Source organism: Rathayibacter tritici, from assembly GCF_001641005.1.
In the GTDB taxonomy this organism is placed as follows: Bacteria; Actinomycetota; Actinomycetes; order Actinomycetales; family Microbacteriaceae; genus Rathayibacter; species Rathayibacter tritici.
In genome coordinates, this window is record NZ_CP015515.1 from 90,141 (window position 1) to 106,612 (window position 16,472).

Consider the following 16,472-nt stretch of genomic DNA (forward strand, 5'->3'; position numbering starts at 1 on the left):
CGCAGTCGACTCGCGCCGACCAGAAGTGTCAGTCCAGCACGACCGCCGACGCTTGCGACGTCCCGCGCCGACGCGCGACCTGACGTGCTTCATCTCGGCGCAGGAACTACCGCGACATCATCAGGCGCACGGTGGCACCGACTCCGGATGCGAGCAGACCACAACTCGAGCGACGGACCTGCCTGTTCGTGACCAGCGGGCTTCCACTGGCTTGACGATCCCGGACGGTCGGATCTGCTGGTAGCGAGCCAACGATCATATGCGTGCATACTAAGCATATGATCGAACTCGGAAGAGGGACGGCGACCTCCACGGTCGCTCCCGAGCGCTTCGTTGCCCGATGGGCGGAACCGGCGACCTGGTCGGAGTGGGATGAGGACATCTCCTCCGCCCGGCTGAAGGGTCCGGTCGTCTCGGGTGCGCGCGGAGTCCTGAACCCCACCTCGGGCCCGCGCCTGAAGTTCACCGTCACCGGCTATGACCCGAGTAGCGAGTTCACGGACACCACGGCGCTGCCCGGCGCCCGGCTCACCTTCCGGCATCTCGCTGGGCGATCCGGGTCGGGCACTGACCTGTTGGTCCGGATCACGATCGAGGGCCTGACGTCGCGAGTCTTCGCGGCCCTCCTCAGTAAGCAGTTCCGCTCTGCGGCTCAATCCGGCCTCGACCGGCTGGTCTCGCTCCTCGAACGGAATCACGGGGATACCCTGTGAGCCTCGTCACCGACTATCCCGATCCCGAGGACAGTCCCGGCCTCGCGCTCTGGCGAACGACGATGCGCTGGCAAGCCCGGCAGCGAGCCGCGCTGAAGAGCTTCGGACTCACTCACGTGCAGTTCGTCCTGCTCGCCCATCTCGCCTCCGCGGGCGAGGACGCCCCACTGACGCAGAGCCGGCTCGCTCAGCACGCCCGAACAGACCCCATGATGACCTCACAGGTCATCAGGGCACTCGAGAAGGCCCGGCTCGTCGCCCGCACGCCTCACCCCGGCGACGCGAGAGCACAGCTGGTGACGCTCACCTCGTCGGGCGCGGAGGCCGTCAACCGAGCCATCCCCGTCGTGGAGGCCGCGGATCGGGCCTTCTTCGCGCCACTCGGAGACCACGCGCCCGAATTCCTCGAGGCCCTTCGGGACTTCACCTGATTCCGCGAACCCCGCGGCGGCCGTTCGGGCCTGTCGCCTCGGGGGCCACCGCCTGTGCTGTCACTCGGACCCCCCACGACCACAGGGCGAGATCAACGAGCTCGGTGAGGCGAGTGTCGCCGTCGAGTGTTCGCGGTTCGTGGAGGTGACCTCCGATCTGCAAGTGAACCAGCCCGTGCAGGAGTGCCCAGAGGGCCGTCGCCCGCTCGCGCGGCGAGGCGTCGTCCTGTTTCCCGGTATCGCCGGTCAGTCCGATGAGTTCCTGCAGCGCTCGCAAGCCGTCGTCTGCAGCGGCCTCGATCGCGGTAGGCGGGTCGATCATCGGCGCCGCGCCGAACACCAGGAGGTAGTGCTGCGGATGCTCGAGAGCCCAGTCGAGGTATCCCAGGCAGCCGCCCCGCAGCCTCGATCCGGCGGCGTCTTCGCCACCTCCGGTGCGGATGCGCGACCCCAGTTCTGCGAGCGTGCCGAGGGCCAGGGCGGTCAGGAGATCCGCCTTGCTCGAGAAGTGCCGATACGGAGCCGAGCGCGACACCCCGGCCCTCTCTCCGACTGCCCGGAGAGTGACGGCCTCCGGGCCTCCGGATTCGAGTAGTTCGTCGGCAGCGGCGAGCACAGCGGACCTGGTCGGCTCGGGGTTTCTCGGACTCACGTCACCGACGCTAGCAGGAGTGTTGACATCGTTCACCTTCCGCTTAAGCTGACGACGTCAACATTCGGGAACGCAGGGAGACACTCATGGATCTGGAACTGGCAGGCAAGGTCGCACTCGTCACGGGTGCAAGTCGCGGAATCGGCGCGGCCGTCGTCGGCCGGTTCGTCCGGGAGGGCGCGCGCGTGGTCGGGGTCTCCCGAAGCGCCGCGCTGAGCCCTCACACCGGGTATGCAGTGCGGATGCTCACCGCGGACGTGACGGATGACGGTGCTGCGAGCACCGTCATCGAGGCGACCCTGGAGACGTTCGGTCGGATCGACATCCTCGTGAACAACGCCGGCGGCGGGTCACGGCTCACACTGGCACCCTTCGAGCAGCTGTCCGACGACGACTCGGATGACGCCCTGGTCGCCAACCTGCTCGCGGCAGTGCGGATGACCAGAGCCGCCTTGACTCCGCTTGCGCAGGCCCGCGGCACGATCGTCAACGTTTCGTCGATCGGAGCGCATCGCGTCGACGGTCCACCCCTGGCCTACAACGTGGCGAAAGCCGCACTGACCGCGTTCGGCAGTGGTGTCGCTCCAGAACTCGCGGCCCGCGGCATCCGCATCGCGACCGTGATGCCGGGGCCGACCCGCACAGAGATGTGGGATCGTTTCGCGGAGGCCGCGGGGGTACCGCTTGAGGCCGTGCTCGCGAAGGTGCCCGAGCAGATGGGGATGCTGACCGGGGCCCTAATCGAGCCGAGCGAGATCGCGGATGTGATCGCCTACCTCTCCTCCCCGCTGGCCGCCAGCGTGCTCGGCGCGGAGATCGCGATCGACGGCGGAATTCTGCGACGCGCCTGACCTGGGGAGGTGCCGAGCCGAAGCTCGATCGTCCGTCAGTTCTAGGGGTCAGTTGCATCGCTCGGCTTGCCGGCTACCGCGGCATCACGAACCTGGACCGCGACTCTTCCGCCCCTTCCCGCCCTTCGGGGCATGGTTCCTGACGGGCGCGATCTGTATGATACCAGTTCTGTCTCAAACTCCCGCTATTTCGGTGATCGGTGACAATCGGAGTCGGTCAGAGTGACGAAAATCTGTTGCGTTTGAAAGTCTGACACGTTACGGTGAAGGGGATCTAGGAGGTCCTCATGTCGATCGCTCCCCTTCCGTCTGGGCTGCCGCGGCGCTGGCACTCTGCTTTTTCGGCATCCGAGCTCGTGACTCTGCAGGCGGCGATTCCTCAGGGCATCCACGAGGCGCAGGCGCGGACGGGACGCGCGAACAGGGAGTACGCCGATCCCGACGACGAGCTGTATGTCTACGGCGTCGGGATGTCGAGGGCCGTCCCGAAGGACATCAGGGTCGGCCTCCTGGGGGAGGCCAGCTTCCGCGAGGAGCCGATCCCGCGCTCGTCGCGGAAGCTCATGTTCATCGGCAAAGGCCTCATCTTCCCGATCCGCGTGGGCGACAAGATGAGACGGAACACCAACCAGCTCTACCTCCCTTCCCTCTCGCGGACGCGACGAAACGCGCTCACCGAGCACAGTTCTCGCCGACCCGAGCTGACCGACCTGACGCTCTTCGACGACCCGACGGACGACAGTGACGACGCCGCTGGCATCAAGGACGCCCTCCACCACATCGAGGAGGACGAGGACCGTACGGAGCTGTTCGTCGCCTTCTACAGCAGCTCTCCGCGAGGAGTGGGCCAGATCATGTGGGCACCGGCACGCCTCGACGGCAACTACCTGCGGTTCCTCGAACCCGAGACCCTGACCTACCGCAAGGTGCCTCAGACCAGCGAGCCCGCCGCAACCAAACCGCAGCCGGCAGAGAGCTTCGCGGATGCCCCGCGACCCCGTACCACCGTGAAGCTGCGCACCTCGAAGCAGCCCGACAAGCAGGACCAGTAATGCCCACAGCACCCTCCACCCTCACCGCGACGGACGTCGCCCGCGCCTTCGACCCCTCGCGTCTAGAACAGGCACGCCGCTTCCGCGCCATGACCAAGACCGACGTCCACCGCCTCGTCGGAGTCTCTGCCGCGGCGGTCGGCCAGTACGAGCGCGGCGAGATCGTCCCGCGCGCGGAAACGATCACGGCCCTCGCCGCCGCTCTTGATGTCCCCATCTCGTTCTTCACCCTCGGGCGCCCGGCGGTGAGGGTCGAGGTCGCCGAAGCGTCGTTCCGGCGCCTGCGTTCCACCACCGTGGGCCAGCAGCAGCAGGCCACCGCCTACGCCGAACTCGTCTGGGAACTCAGCCGCTACCTCGAGCAGTTCGTCGAGTTCCCCGACGTCGATCTCCCGCACTGGGCGCACACGGAATCAGACGATGCGCCCGATCCGGTGAGCGCAGCCCGCCTCATGCGCTCCCACTGGCGCTTGGGCACGGAACCGATCCCGCACCTCGTCTACCAGCTCGAGCAGCACGGGATCCTCGCTGTTCTCTTTTCGATGAAGGAGGACGAGCTCGATCCGAAACGCAAGATCGACGCGTTCTCCATCAGCTCGCTCCCTCGACCTATCGTCGTGCTCACCCCCGATAAGGCGGATGACGTCCTCCGACACCGCTTCTCGGCCGCCCATGAACTCGGTCACATCGTGCTCCACCACGGCCGACATGGCAGCGACAGCCAGATGGAGCGCGACGCGGACGCGTTCGCGGCAGAGTTCCTCACCCCACGCGACACGATCCAGAACGAGCTACCCCGCCGAGTGAACCTCGCCCGCCTCGAGGATGTCAGCAAGCGGTGGGGAGTCTCGATCCACTCCCTCCTCTACCGCTGTAAGGAGCTGGAGTTCATCTCCGAATCCACCTACCGGCGTGCCTGGATCAGTCTCAACACCATCAAGCCAGCCGCTCAGCCGATTCGGGACTTCCCGGGGGAGAGGCCGGAACTGATGAAGAACGCTCTCGCCCTCCTCGATGACGACGGCACGCCCATCGCGGCCGTCGCGGACGATCTGCGCGTGAGCGTGAAGATCATCCGTCGCCTCGCCGACATCGACGAGCCCCCCGCGCCCCGCCTAAGCCTCGTCCGGTCCCCGGACGACGCGGACCGCCACCACGCGGCTCCGACCACAGGCGATCGTGACCAGGAAGGAGGAACCACCATGTCGAACAGGTTCAGCATCTCCGGACGCTACGTCTCGAACGCCGCCGCTGCGCGCCACCCGCGCACCAGCGTCACCGAGTCCGGAGCGAACCGCACCAGCGCGACCCAGAACCGCAGCGCTATCACGGGGCACTACATCACCCCGGCTGCCGCCGCGCGTCACCCGCGTACCAGCATCACCGAGAACAAGAAGTAACACCACGCAGAAGAGGGCTCGATCTCAGTAGACGTGAGATCGAGCCCTCTTTTCGACGACGCTACCCGTTCCGTCCCTGCCGCGCGACGCGCATGACCAGGAACGGACGGCTCGCACCGGTCACGGCTCGTGTCAGGGCGTCCAGGCGGTTTCATCCGTCCGAGCCCGCCGAGCGAGCTCGCTTCGTGTTGCCAAGGCCAGCCGAGCATGCTGTGCATGGAAATCGAGCCAGCGGTCTTCGACGTGAGGATCCGCGAACTCGGCACCGACACGTACCGCCCCACGACCGGAGTGGACCTCGATCGCGTCCCACCCGCCTTCCGATTCCGCGAACCGGAAGGAGAGCTGCTCCCAGGTCGGGTCGATGTAGATGACGGCCGCCTGATCGCGCGAGGTGAAGGGAGTTCCGGAGAGGTCGCTGGTCGCGGTCCCGTCGGCGAAGCGTCGCTCGCGGTATTTCATGCGCCGATCTTCCAGGGCGAGCCGCATCGCGTCTTTCACGCTCTGCTTCGCTCCGTGCTCGCGGATCGCCGTCAGGTAACTCCAATCGGCCTTGCTGCCGTTGACTCGACGGATCCAGATCCCGGTCGCGTCGGGGCGAACGTTGAAGCGGTCACCCTCGCTGGTCAAGCCGATGAAGAAGTAGTCGATCCCCACACCGATCTTCACGTCCGCCTCGGGATGGATCTCGACCAGCGCGCGCAGTTGCGCATCGTGCTCCGGGTCGGTGATGGGGTCGTTCAGGCGGTAACGGGGATCGTGGAGTATCGCCTTGAAATGCTTTTCCGCAGCCGCTCGGGTGGGCCACTGGTAGCCGTCCAAGACGACTGAAATGCCTCTTCCCATCGGAACCCCCACCGCTCAACTGCCCCGATCCTAACGGCCGTCTCGAAGGAGGCCCGCCCGGGTGAATGCGAGACTCGTGGACATGAACGACGCGATCACGTGGTCACAGCCGGCGATGACGAGGATTCGCGGGAGGCGCCGCCCTGACTTCGCCGTCGACGACGGGTTCACGGCCACATGGTACTGCTCGCGGTCGTCGTACTCGCTGTAGTCGAAGATCTTCCTGATCGTGTCATGGGCCAGATCCCCGAACAGCAGCACTTTGCCATCGACGCCGGTCTCGTCGGTCAGGGTGACCTGCATCGACAGCGACGTCTCGTTCCGCGCCGATGCGGCGTCGTCCTTGAACGGCGCGTGGATGAACGGAACGGCGCGTGGATGAACGCCTCGAACACGCCCACCCGCTCGTGCCCGTCCAACACAGTCAACGACTGTCCCGGCCACGCGAGGTACTCATCCGGCAACTCGTCATAGGCGTGGGAACCGTGCTCGTCGTCGTACCCGATGATCCGGATGCGATCACCACTGGTCGGGACCCCTCCGGCATTCACCGCCGCCATCGTTGCCGCGATGCGTCGCTCGGACTCCTCCCGGAAAGCGACCGCGTCGCTGCACAGGTCCGGCGCGTCCGGGTCGTTGTACTCGCGCCACAACCGGGGCGTGGACCACAGCTCGCCAATTCTGGCCTGATCAACCAGGTCCGCGAAGCCCAGACAATGGTCCTCGTCAGCATGCGTCAGCGCGAAGGTAGCCAAGTACGGCACACCGTCCACCACCGGCAACGCCTCGATCAGACGGTCGACCACCGCGACCTCCGGCGTGGCCTCATCATCGGCTTTCGCCATGTCATGCAGATCGACCTGCAGCACAACGAGGTCATCAACGACGACCGTCGTACTGTCGCCGTTGCCGACCGGCCAGAACACCACACCACGGGCCGGAAGACCCTCAGACTGAACCATGCGATCGCCTCTCTGGCCGCCGGTCGTCGGACGCGACACTAGGCCTCCATTGAGACTAGCTACGGGCACCGACATTCTTCGGGCTTCGCGGACCAGGTGACTCCGTCTTGATATCGTCGATTTCACTTTTTCCGCTGAAATGGCCGACACACTCGGCGGCCGCGCCCCGGTAGGCGGCGAACGGGCTCTTCTTGTTCAGCTGCGATGGCTGATGTAGTTGCTGAACGTGGCGCCTGAGTTTCGGCGGTGCTTGTCAGCGATCTGGTAGCTGTATCCGAGCGAGTCGGCGACGATCGCCGCGGGGATCTCGAGGACGAGTGCTCGGAGGGTCGCGTTGCGGGCAGCGCGGAGGTTGATGCCCGCATCCTGCAGGCGCGTGGTGAGGGTTCCTGGCTGCGCGATCCCATTCTGCGCGTGACCGGCCGTGTTCCACTCGTGGAAGACCTGTGCGGGATGGTCGCCGAAGCGCTGCCAGCACTGCTCGACCCAACCGTAACGCGGGTCGCAGACGTACTCGAGGAACATCCGCAGAGCGCCCTGATAGCTCAGAATCGTGGACTGCGCGGCGCCGCCGACCGCGCGCAACTCGAGGAAGAACTCGTCCACCGCGCCGACCGTCCACGACCACGGATAGGCGTCCGCGTAGACGCGGAACCGCGTCACCAGGTCCCGCCGGCGATCGACCGTCGACGGCGCGAGATTCCGGGCGAACTGCTGCGCCCGCCAGCCGCCGAGCATCGCCTCCCAGACCGTCTCCTCCGCGTTCAAGACCGCGACGGCACCCTGCAGATGCGCGGGAACGGACCCCGCAACGACCTCCGAGACGCTTCGCATTATGCGCGAAATGTTCGCAGTAAATGCGAATCTATGCTAACCGTGTCGCGAAATGCCAGGTCGCGAGCCACTCTCGCTCGGTGCTGTCGCCGCGGAAGCGACATCGGATCCTGGCGGTCGATCGCCCCACCAACCGCGCGAGCCGCTCTGTGACAGGGAGGTCGAGGGGACCGGCCAATTCGCACCTGATGCGAAAATGCCAGCCTCTCTCTGACATAACGTAGATTATCGGATACGTGTCGCCCGCGATGTGATCTGTTCACATCCTCACGAACTGCACTTTGGCGGCCAGTTCGTCATCTGAATGCCAGCTCAATCTCGCCGTGGAGTGAATGCTCTACGCATATCGCTCCGGTCGGCGCAAGCGGCTCACGCGATTCATCCCCATCAGGAGGCCCCTGAGTGTCCGACGTGCTGTCGAAACAAAGTGTTGCTCGCCTGCCACAATTGCGGGAAGAATGGGCGGCTGCCCAACCGCTTCAAGTCGGAGAGATCTGCTCCGCGCATGCTAACTGTGCTGGATGCCTGCCCGAAGGGTGTTTCCATGCCCCCAATAATCATCATCACCATATGTAGATGCGTCTCCTTCCAGCTTAGAAGTAGCGCATCGAGCTCATAGAGCTTGGATAGGAAATGAGCGAGTTCGATGTCCTCAGAATCGCTTTCGCCGAACGTGTCACCGAGTATCGTTTCGACGCTTCGATCATTGAGAGCGCTTTCCACGCAATTCCAGACGCTCTTTGCGCTCCGTCGTAGATTGCGCATACCCGGCGAATCGAGGCCGGTGGTGTTCGGTGGGAATGCGGCGCGCATCGCTAGGAAACTCATTGCCGGAAGAGACGATTGGAAAAGGCGCACCGCATCCACCGGCATGCGACTGATCCCAATTCCGCGATCGACGGCACGGCTTGCTCGTAGCGTGTTCCCAGCAGAAAGCTCGTGCGCGGCGGTGACGAAGCAATCGTGCACTCCAACCCACGAATACTCTGTGATCAGATGGATGAGTTGAAAGAAACGGTGGTCCGGGTGATGGAGCTCATCGCCCGGAACCAGCGCCGACAGCGCTATCGTCACGCGGGTGTCCCGCTCGTAGTTGCTGTCCCTGTCGTACTCATAGCGCAGTTGAGGATCTGGTTCAGAAGGATTGAGGATCGATTTCGCTGCCCCTGGAGCACCGTCGCGGTCTCGGCGTACCATTCGCTCAGTCCTCCAGTTCTAGTTTCCAGAATAGCCGGTTGGCCCGCACGTGATCGAGGTACTCGACACCCGACGTACCGCCCGACCCGCGACTCGGGCCGACGAAGCGGACGCCCAGACTGTAGTGGGTCTGCTTCCACCGATTATGAGCCTGTTCCAGTTCGAGCATTGCATCTACGACTTGGCGGCGTTGACCGGATGCCGGATCCGGCATGTTAAGGAACGCCGAAGTCAAGGTCGCGGGATCGCCTGTTGCTTGGACTTGGACATCGGGGACACTCGCGAATGCTTCTGAGGCGAGTCGAGTCGGTTCCGGCCTCCCGCACAGCAACTCGAACTGCTTGTAGCGCCGCGACTGGATTGCACTGGCACCCTCGGTGTACACGCGGAAGCTTGAGAAGGCCTCACGCCGCATCGTGGCCATCAGCGTGAACAGACGCCCTGCCGAGTCGATCGTCGCTGCAGCGGCGCGAATGGAACGAGCGGCCTCGTGAGGATCGGCGCGCTGTAGAGCGTCGAGAGCCCGGGAACCTTCGGTCAGCAGCACGGCGAACACGCACTCGTACGACTGCAGGATGCGAATGAACATGTACTCGTCATGCCACTGATCGACAGGAAAGACCGAGGAGGCGATGAGAGCCGCACTCGTGTCGTCGATCTGAACGTGCTCGCCGGTCTTCGACACGCGTTCTAGCTCCTTCAGGGTACGGGCAGCGATGCGGCACCGCCGTGCGACGAGGTTGGCATCGGGTGGTGCGATGATCCAGCGCGGTGGTTCAGCCGTTTCATGGGCGATGATATCTTGCACGAGCAGCCGGACGACCTGCACGGGATGAGCGTGCCGTTCGAGCAGCAGATGCAGAAGACCGTGACTCGCATAGCTCGGGTAGTCGTACCGGCCGTCGTGCTTGTCGAGGATGCTGTCGAGGAATATCTCGCTCATCCGAGTGCGTGGCCTACGTTCGCGGAGAGCTGCGAGGCCGTCGAGCGTGCTTGCTTCGAGGTGGTGCTTGCCCACGTGCTGAACGTGGCCGACGATGACGTCGAATTCCCGATCGAGGAGTGGCGCGCCACTTGACAACTTCTCGTGGAGCCAGTATGAGAACCGGTTCCGTGCGCGCGAATCTTCGCCGATGCTGGCTCCCTGATTCAATACTACTCCTCCGGTGCGTCGGGAACGCATATTACCGGCTCATCGTAATTGAGGGTGTAGTCGGGGTCTGAAGCCGCCAGTTTCGAGCAGGCTGCGGGCGATGTAGTTGGTGAGGTTGCGGAAGCCGAGGGCGGACCCTCGGAGGTGTTCGAGGCGGCCGTTGATCGCTTCGGTGGGGCCGTTCGATGTGCCGGGGCGGTCGAAGTAAGCGAGGATGTCGGCGGCGCGGGCGTTCATCGTGCGGCCGAGGGTGACCAGCTCTTTCAGGGCTCGTGGGACCTTGCCGCTGATCGAGTCGATCAGCGCTTGCATCGCCGTCTTCCCGGCGGTCCGATCCGGGTCGCGGTAGGCGGCGATCATGCGTTGATAGATGCCCCAGGTCGCCTCGACCTCGACGTGCTCGTCGACCGCGAACACCGTCTTGAGGCGGGCGTGTTGCTTGTCCGTGAGGAGGTCGGCGCCGGTGTGCAGGGTCCGGCGTGCCGAGTAGAGCGGGTCTCTGGAACGGCCGCGGTGCCCCGTCGACTGTTGTTGGACGCGTTGCCGGCAGCGGTCCAGGGCGTCGCCGGCGAGGCGGATGACGTGGAACGGGTCCATCACCGGAACCGCGTCGGGCAGTTCTTCCGCGGTCGCGGTCTTGAACCCGGTGAACCCGTCCATCGCGACGACCTCGACCCTCGCCCGCCAGGTGTCGGGTCGGTCGGCGAGCCACTGCTTGAACACGGCCTTCGAGCGCCCCTCGACCATGTCCAACAGCCTGGCAGGCCCAGTTTTCGCGCGGATCGGAGTGAGATCGATGATCACCGTGACGTACTTGTCTCCGCGGCGCGTGTGGCGCCAGACGTGCTCGTCGACACCGATCGTGGTCACGCCCTCGAACCGGGTCGGGTCATCGATCAGGACCCGTTTCCCCTCGGCGAGAACAGCCGCGTTCGCGGTATGCCACGACACCCCGAGGCCGGCCGCGACACGGGCGACGGTGAGGTGCCCAACGACGAGGCCTTCCAGCGCCCACCGCACGCCGCGGCGGGAGAGCTTCGCCCGCGGCTGCGCGGCCTTCGTGATGTCTTGTCGCCAGATCCGGCCGCAGCCCGTGCATGCGTAGCGGCGCACCCGGACCAACAGGGTCGTGGGTCGCCAACCGAACGGTTCGTGCGCGAGACGCCGCGTCACCGTGTCCCGAGGCACGCCCTCCGCACCACACTTCACGCACCACGGATCAGGGTCAACAACCCGACATTCCAGCACCGCCCGATCGGGCGCAAGATGCTGCCCGACAACACGAAGGCCGAGCTCGTCCAGGCGGCAGAAGGTCGTGAGATCAGGGTCGTCGAAGGTAGCGTGAGACACGTCGAGGTCTTTCTGATGGCTGGCGTAGGAACCTCCATCATCGGAAGACCTCGACCCCACTCCCGGCCACGACGCGCCGACCCCACACTCGTACGGCTACACCCTCAACTGCGAAGAGCCATATTACCGCTCCTTGGCTCGTGTTAGGTTGCACGTCGAGTCACGTGGCTGGATACAGAGAAACGTTCATCGATCGGGAGAAGCGGCGACATGTCTGGTGGAGCACTTGATACACCCGCTGGCGCCCGTGGGAAGCATCTAGTAGTCGGCGCGGGGGCAGTCGGGTTGCTCATGGCAAGCCACCTTGCTGCAGCCGGGATCGAAGTCCTGCTGGTCACGTCTGATTCCACGAAGGCGACGTTCCCTGACGCGGTGTGCGTCCGATCCCCTCGCGTAGCGGTCGGCCCGTTCTCCGTACCGACTTTGGCGCAATTCGATGGTTCAGTAGACGTCGTTTGGTTGTGTACGCGTGCACAACAGATCCCAGCGGCGCTACAACGGGTGAAGGGCACGGCGGCGGCCACCTGGATTGCCCTGTCGAACGGTCTTGTCATCCCTCTTGACGCGCCGGGAGGCGCGACGATCGTACGAGGCCTTGTGTATGCGGAGGTCGAGCGGGAAGCGGCGGGGATCGTGCGACAAGACTCCCTCTTCGCGGACATCGAGCTCTCGGTCAATGCCCTCGATGCTCGAGGAGCATCGGCGATCCACGCGACAGCTCGCGCGTCGGTCAACGGGCTCACGCTCACACTCCGAGACGTCCCTGAGAACGTTCTCGTCTGGCAGAAGATGGCGATGTTGATCCCGATGGCTCTCGCCACGTGCGTAGCTGCCGGACCGATGAGCCGCGTCCGCGAGCAACCCGCCCTCGAGCGGGCGCTGTTCCGCTGCGCCGACGAACTCGTCACGTTGAGCCAAGCAGCCGGAACGCCGGTGGACGGTCGGCTCGTGAGGCGTCGAATCCGATCGCTGCCAGGCAGGAGCATAAGCTCTGCGCAGCGTGACGCCACCAGCGCAGGCCGACGCGAGATCATTGCCTCGTGTCGAACCGCCGTCGAACTCGCAACTCGAAACGACGTGTCAATTGATGCGACCGAGGGTCTGATGAGTCGTGTCGAAGCGCAAATAGAGCAGATAGAAAAAAAGGGAGGACCCAATGACCAATCTTACGCCGAACGGGACCGAGGTCGAGGCGGCGATCATCGTTATGCTCCGCGACGACCTGTATGTCGAAGAAGAGTTCGGAGTCGATGATTCTCTCCGGGATGATCTCGGTCTCGATTCTTTGGGTTTCGTCGAGCTCCGATCTGCATGCGAGAAGAAATTCGGAATTGCGATCACCGAGTCAGATTTCGATTCGACAAATTTCGGCACTGTGCGGAACCTAGCAATGCTCGTAGCGCGGAACGTCAGGGCGCTCTCCGCATGAGCGATGAGGGTGGCGCACCGATGGCTCTGTCTGGTGCAGAACTCGATATTTGGCTGGCCGTCGCGTCGAAACCGCACGATTCGACGTACAACGTCCCGGTTTTGCTGAACCTGCGAACCAACGGAATTCCCGTCGATGTCAGAGCGATTACTGCCAGAATACTGACCGAACAACCCTCGCTACGCCGCCGAATAGTGAACATACGCGGCGTCGTCTCGTGGGCGGGTACGTCGCTTTCGGATGTAATGGTCTTCGAGGAGCGTGCGCAGGACCTGGACGACGCGCGGCGACGAGCGATCGAACTTAATTCGTTGCCGCTAGACATCACTGTCGGGCCCCTCATCCGGGCGCACCTCGTCCACTACCCCGGTGGAGTGGTGCTCACGTTCATCCTGCACCACATCGGGTGCGACGCCGCCTCCGTGGAAATCATTACGAACATCGTGGTGGACCACCTCCACGGTCGACCTGTGACGCAAGGCCTGCCCACTGGAGGCGTGAGCGAAGAGGATCCGGCTCACGTGAGTGCCCTCGTCGAAACGCTCGAGGGCGCCGCTCGAGTCCTGACCGTTCCACCTCCTGGCGGAGGACTAGTCGGGGCCGGACAGCAATCGGTGCGGCTCGAGATCGATACCGTGATGGCGGAGGGGCTCCGCATGCTTGCACGGGGCAACAAGTCGACACCCGCGTTGATCGCCTTCTCCACCTGGGTGCGAACGCTCCACCTCTTCTCAGGCGAGATCCGAGGACACTCCCGACTTATTGTCTCCTCGCGGACCGGCCGCGAGCCGGTCGGTCTATACTCCAGGGCCCTCCCCATCGCTTCTCGCGACGGGCTCTCCACCCCGTTCGCCGATCTTGCGCGCGATCTTCGGGATTCGGTGCTGGACACAATAGATCGTTCTGCTGTCGACCCGATCGCGCTCCGATCCGCTTTCCATCCCGAGGGTGGGTCCGCGGGAGCGTTCCTGCACGTTTCGCCGACGCGAGATGCGTTCGATACGCCAATGGGGCGGCTCGAGGTCATCCCCTGGTCGCGCCCCAGCGGGAAGTTCCCGATTTCCGCGGTGTTCGACGAGAACGATTCGTCGATCACCGTCGACTACGACTCCGCGGTATTCGACGAGCGAACGGTTCGAGCGGTCCGGGACGCCGTGCGGGAAGTGCTCGTGCAGGCAATTGCTGACGACCGTTCGACCCCAGCGGACGTTCTCGCCGGGATAGACGGGGCGACACAGCGCGGGGCAGTCGTCCCCGAGGTCACGAGCATTGCCATGTCGATCATCGCGAACTCCGAGCGTCACGCCTCCGCAATAGCCATCGTCGATGGAGACACCGTCATCCGGTATGACGACCTCGTGATGCGCGCACGCCGGATCGCATCGGTCCTAGTCAGTGAGGGCGTTTCCCCAGGTGACCTCATCGCGCTCGATCTCCCGGCTTCTGCCGAGACGTTCGAGATTTGGCTCGGGATTTTATTCGTCGGAGCGGCGTACGTCCCTCTCGCATTCGACGATCCAGCCGCAATGCGAATAACAATTTTGCGGGACGCAGACCCCGCGCTGGTCGTTTCAAATGACCCCGAACTCGGTAAACACTACAGCGCAAGGACCACCTCCCACCTCCTGAATGCGGCCGACCGCGAAAAACCGTTCGAGCAGATCGTCCTGCCTGAACCGGACAATCTTTTTAATGTTCTATACACGTCGGGTTCCACCGGAGCGCCGAAGGGCGTACGGCTGTCACACCGCGGTCTCAGCCGTCTTGTCTGCAACAACGACTTCCTTCCAGTTTCCAAGGATGACGTGTTCACGCAACTTGCTCCGCTGAATTTCGACGGAGCTTCATACGAGGTGTGGGGCGCCCTATGCGCCGGAGCAAAGCTCGTCATCCTTCCTCGCGACACCATCCTCAGCCCGGCACTACTCGGTCGCGCGATTCGACAGCACAGCGTGTCGGTGATGCTGATGACGACTCCCCTACTCCACGCTGTTGCAGAAGAACGTCCGTCGGCGCTGTCCGGTCTGCGTGTCATCTATTGCGGCGGTGACACCGCCTCAGCGCGAAGCTTCGCCCGTGCCGAGGCGTGGACCGGCCGGCGCGTTATCCACAACGGCTACGGTCCGACAGAGAACTCGTTCACATCGACGTTCTACCGGTTGGACGGGACCGCCGTGGATGACGAGCCAGTTCCTATCGGTCGTCCTGTACCTGGCACCGATGTCCACGTCCTCTCCCCGTACGGTGACGTCCGGGTCGGCTTCGGGATGGCTGGTGAGATTGGCCTCGCGGGCGACGGTCTGTTCGGGGGGTACCTGGGCGGCGATCAACGCGGCACCGTGGAGGTCGCCGGCGTTCTCGGTCCGGTGTATCGAACCGGTGACAGAGGTCGCCTTGCTCTCGACGGCCTCCTCCACTTCGACGGCCGTGTCGACCACCAGGTAAAGATCCGCGGCCGACGACTGGAGTTGGGTGCCGTCCGTGCTGCCGTCCTTGATCAGCCGTGGTCCGTGCAGGCACATGTACTTGCCATCGATGAACCGTCCCGGCGTATCGTCGCCTTCGTGGTACCGCGCGAATCGATCGCGGAAACCGAAGCGAGGTCGGCCTTGGCCCAGGTGCTGCCCGCACATGCCGTTCCAGACCGCGTGGTGCTGGTCGACGTCCTCCCACATAAGCCGAATGGCAAGATCGACGAACGCGCCCTGCGGGGGCTCCTAAGAACGGAACCGGCCATCCCCGTCGCTACGGCGCAAGCGCGAGTGCCTGCGCCTCCTGTGCCGCGCACGACTAGGGAAGCAGTCCGGACAGCCTGGGAGGCAGTCACCGGACGAGTGCCATTAGGGGACGACGTCAACTTTTTCGACGCCGGAGGTGACTCACTGCAGCTTTCGACGCTCGCTGCGGCCGTCGAACGCGAAACCGCCAAGGAGCTTAGCGTTCCCGAGCTGCTAAGACACCCGACTGTGCGAACGCAGGTGGCTCTCGTTGACTCACGGCGCGACGATCAGCGACACGATGCGTGGACTGCTGGGGACGTGGTCTTCGCGCGCCACGACGTCCTCGTCCCGATCGCCCTGTCCGCATCTTCTGCTGAGGCGTTGCAGACTGCGCGGAATCGCCTTGCGGAGCATCTTGACCGATCGTGGGCGGGTGAGCTGGGTGACTTGATGGGAACATTGTTCGCGACAGACGACAGGCTTCCGTTCCGATTTAGCGCTGTGGCGGACTCGGTGGCTGACGCGGTCCGTGTCCTTCGATTGGATACGGGGCAGATTTTGCCCGTTGCGGGATCGAGAGTAGTGGTGCTCCGCGCGGACGGGACTGCTGTCAATCAGCTGCGTGGGAGGCTTGAGCATTGTGGACTCGAGGTTGAATTCCGACCGTCCGAACCATTCGACGACGGAGTCGTCGTACAGCTCCCGCAGGGCGAGGTCAACGCGCCGAACCTCGCCGCATTGGACTTCCGTCTTCGTGTCGAAGAAGAGACTTTGCTATGGCGAATGGGAGTCGACATGCGCCCTCCGGAGTGGTTGCCGGTACGAAGGGTGCGTACGCCGACGCTGCGGTGAGCACGTTCGGCAGGCCCTCCCCCCAGGCTG

16 protein-coding genes are annotated in these 16,472 nt (G+C 64.3%); 8 read left to right on the top strand and 8 right to left on the bottom strand.

What is annotated here, in order from left to right:
* Positions 1-278 precede the first annotated feature (278 nt).
* Positions 279-713, top strand: a complete 435-nt coding sequence (locus A6122_RS00425; protein WP_068250210.1) for an SRPBCC family protein — start codon at positions 279-281, stop codon at positions 711-713.
* Positions 710-1,144: a MarR family winged helix-turn-helix transcriptional regulator gene (locus A6122_RS00430; protein ID WP_068250213.1), complete on the top strand. Its 435-nt coding sequence runs from the start codon at positions 710-712 to the stop codon at positions 1,142-1,144. The genes A6122_RS00425 and A6122_RS00430 overlap by 4 nt, the downstream gene beginning before the upstream one ends.
* Here the strand turns inward: A6122_RS00430 and A6122_RS00435 are convergent.
* Positions 1,137-1,796: a TetR/AcrR family transcriptional regulator gene (locus A6122_RS00435; protein ID WP_084415700.1), complete on the bottom strand. Its 660-nt coding sequence runs from the start codon at positions 1,794-1,796 to the stop codon at positions 1,137-1,139. The two genes, A6122_RS00430 and A6122_RS00435, sit on opposite strands and share 8 nt — an antisense overlap.
* Before the next feature lie 86 nt (positions 1,797-1,882).
* On the opposite strand from A6122_RS00435, the gene A6122_RS00440 reads away from it, so the two are divergent.
* The 3 genes from A6122_RS00440 to A6122_RS00450 all read left to right on the top strand — a co-directional run bounded on the left by A6122_RS00440 (position 1,883) and on the right by A6122_RS00450 (position 5,099).
* Positions 1,883-2,647, top strand: coding sequence for an SDR family NAD(P)-dependent oxidoreductase (locus tag A6122_RS00440; RefSeq protein ID WP_068250219.1), 765 nt, complete (start codon positions 1,883-1,885; stop codon positions 2,645-2,647).
* A gap of 287 nt (positions 2,648-2,934) precedes the next feature.
* Positions 2,935-3,699, top strand: a complete 765-nt coding sequence (locus tag A6122_RS00445; RefSeq protein WP_068250221.1) for a hypothetical protein — start codon at positions 2,935-2,937, stop codon at positions 3,697-3,699.
* Entirely contained in the window at positions 3,699-5,099 is a 1,401-nt protein-coding gene (locus A6122_RS00450) for a helix-turn-helix domain-containing protein (RefSeq protein ID WP_068250224.1), read from the top strand. Before A6122_RS00445 ends, A6122_RS00450 begins: the two co-directional genes overlap by 1 nt.
* A gap of 132 nt (positions 5,100-5,231) precedes the next feature.
* On the opposite strand, the gene A6122_RS00455 is transcribed toward A6122_RS00450, so the two are convergent.
* The 7 genes from A6122_RS00455 to A6122_RS00490 all read right to left on the bottom strand — a co-directional run bounded on the left by A6122_RS00455 (position 5,232) and on the right by A6122_RS00490 (position 11,441).
* Positions 5,232-5,921 (bottom strand): DCL family protein, encoded by a 690-nt coding sequence (locus A6122_RS00455; RefSeq protein ID WP_068250227.1) that lies wholly within the window; start codon positions 5,919-5,921, stop codon positions 5,232-5,234.
* 54 nt (positions 5,922-5,975) lie between these two features.
* Complete coding sequence (locus A6122_RS00460) at positions 5,976-6,248, bottom strand: hypothetical protein (protein ID WP_068250230.1); 273 nt, start codon at positions 6,246-6,248, stop codon at positions 5,976-5,978.
* Positions 6,233-6,907 (bottom strand): hypothetical protein, encoded by a 675-nt coding sequence (locus A6122_RS00465; protein WP_146085125.1) that lies wholly within the window; start codon positions 6,905-6,907, stop codon positions 6,233-6,235. Before A6122_RS00465 ends, A6122_RS00460 begins: the two co-directional genes overlap by 16 nt.
* 195 nt (positions 6,908-7,102) lie before the next feature.
* Complete coding sequence (locus A6122_RS00470; protein ID WP_068250236.1) at positions 7,103-7,741, bottom strand: hypothetical protein; 639 nt, start codon at positions 7,739-7,741, stop codon at positions 7,103-7,105.
* 387 nt (positions 7,742-8,128) lie between these two features.
* Positions 8,129-8,938, bottom strand: coding sequence for a hypothetical protein (locus A6122_RS16235; protein ID WP_146085124.1), 810 nt, complete (start codon positions 8,936-8,938; stop codon positions 8,129-8,131).
* Positions 8,939-8,942: 4 nt separating this feature from the next.
* On the bottom strand, positions 8,943-10,091 hold the full coding sequence (locus A6122_RS16240; protein WP_146085123.1) for a tryptophan 2,3-dioxygenase: 1,149 nt from the start codon (positions 10,089-10,091) through the stop codon (positions 8,943-8,945).
* 39 nt (positions 10,092-10,130) lie between these two features.
* Positions 10,131-11,441, bottom strand: a complete 1,311-nt coding sequence (locus tag A6122_RS00490; RefSeq protein ID WP_068250249.1) for an ISL3 family transposase — start codon at positions 11,439-11,441, stop codon at positions 10,131-10,133.
* A gap of 210 nt (positions 11,442-11,651) precedes the next feature.
* Here A6122_RS00490 and A6122_RS17620 point away from each other — a divergent pair, with 210 nt between their 5' ends.
* Genes A6122_RS17620 through A6122_RS00500 form a run of 3 tightly spaced genes read left to right on the top strand, consistent with a single transcriptional unit; the run spans position 11,652 to position 16,442 of the window.
* Positions 11,652-12,695 carry a ketopantoate reductase family protein gene (locus tag A6122_RS17620; RefSeq protein WP_084415702.1) on the top strand — a complete coding sequence of 348 codons (1,044 nt, stop codon included), beginning with the start codon at positions 11,652-11,654 and terminating at the stop codon, positions 12,693-12,695.
* Positions 12,598-12,870 carry an acyl carrier protein gene (locus A6122_RS00495; protein WP_068250252.1) on the top strand — a complete coding sequence of 91 codons (273 nt, stop codon included), beginning with the start codon at positions 12,598-12,600 and terminating at the stop codon, positions 12,868-12,870. Before A6122_RS17620 ends, A6122_RS00495 begins: the two co-directional genes overlap by 98 nt.
* The gene (locus A6122_RS00500; protein WP_084415703.1) at positions 12,867-16,442 is read left to right on the top strand and encodes an AMP-binding protein; all 3,576 of its coding nucleotides are present in this window, start codon (positions 12,867-12,869) and stop codon (positions 16,440-16,442) included. Before A6122_RS00495 ends, A6122_RS00500 begins: the two co-directional genes overlap by 4 nt.
* The last annotated feature ends 30 nt before the right edge of the window (positions 16,443-16,472 follow it).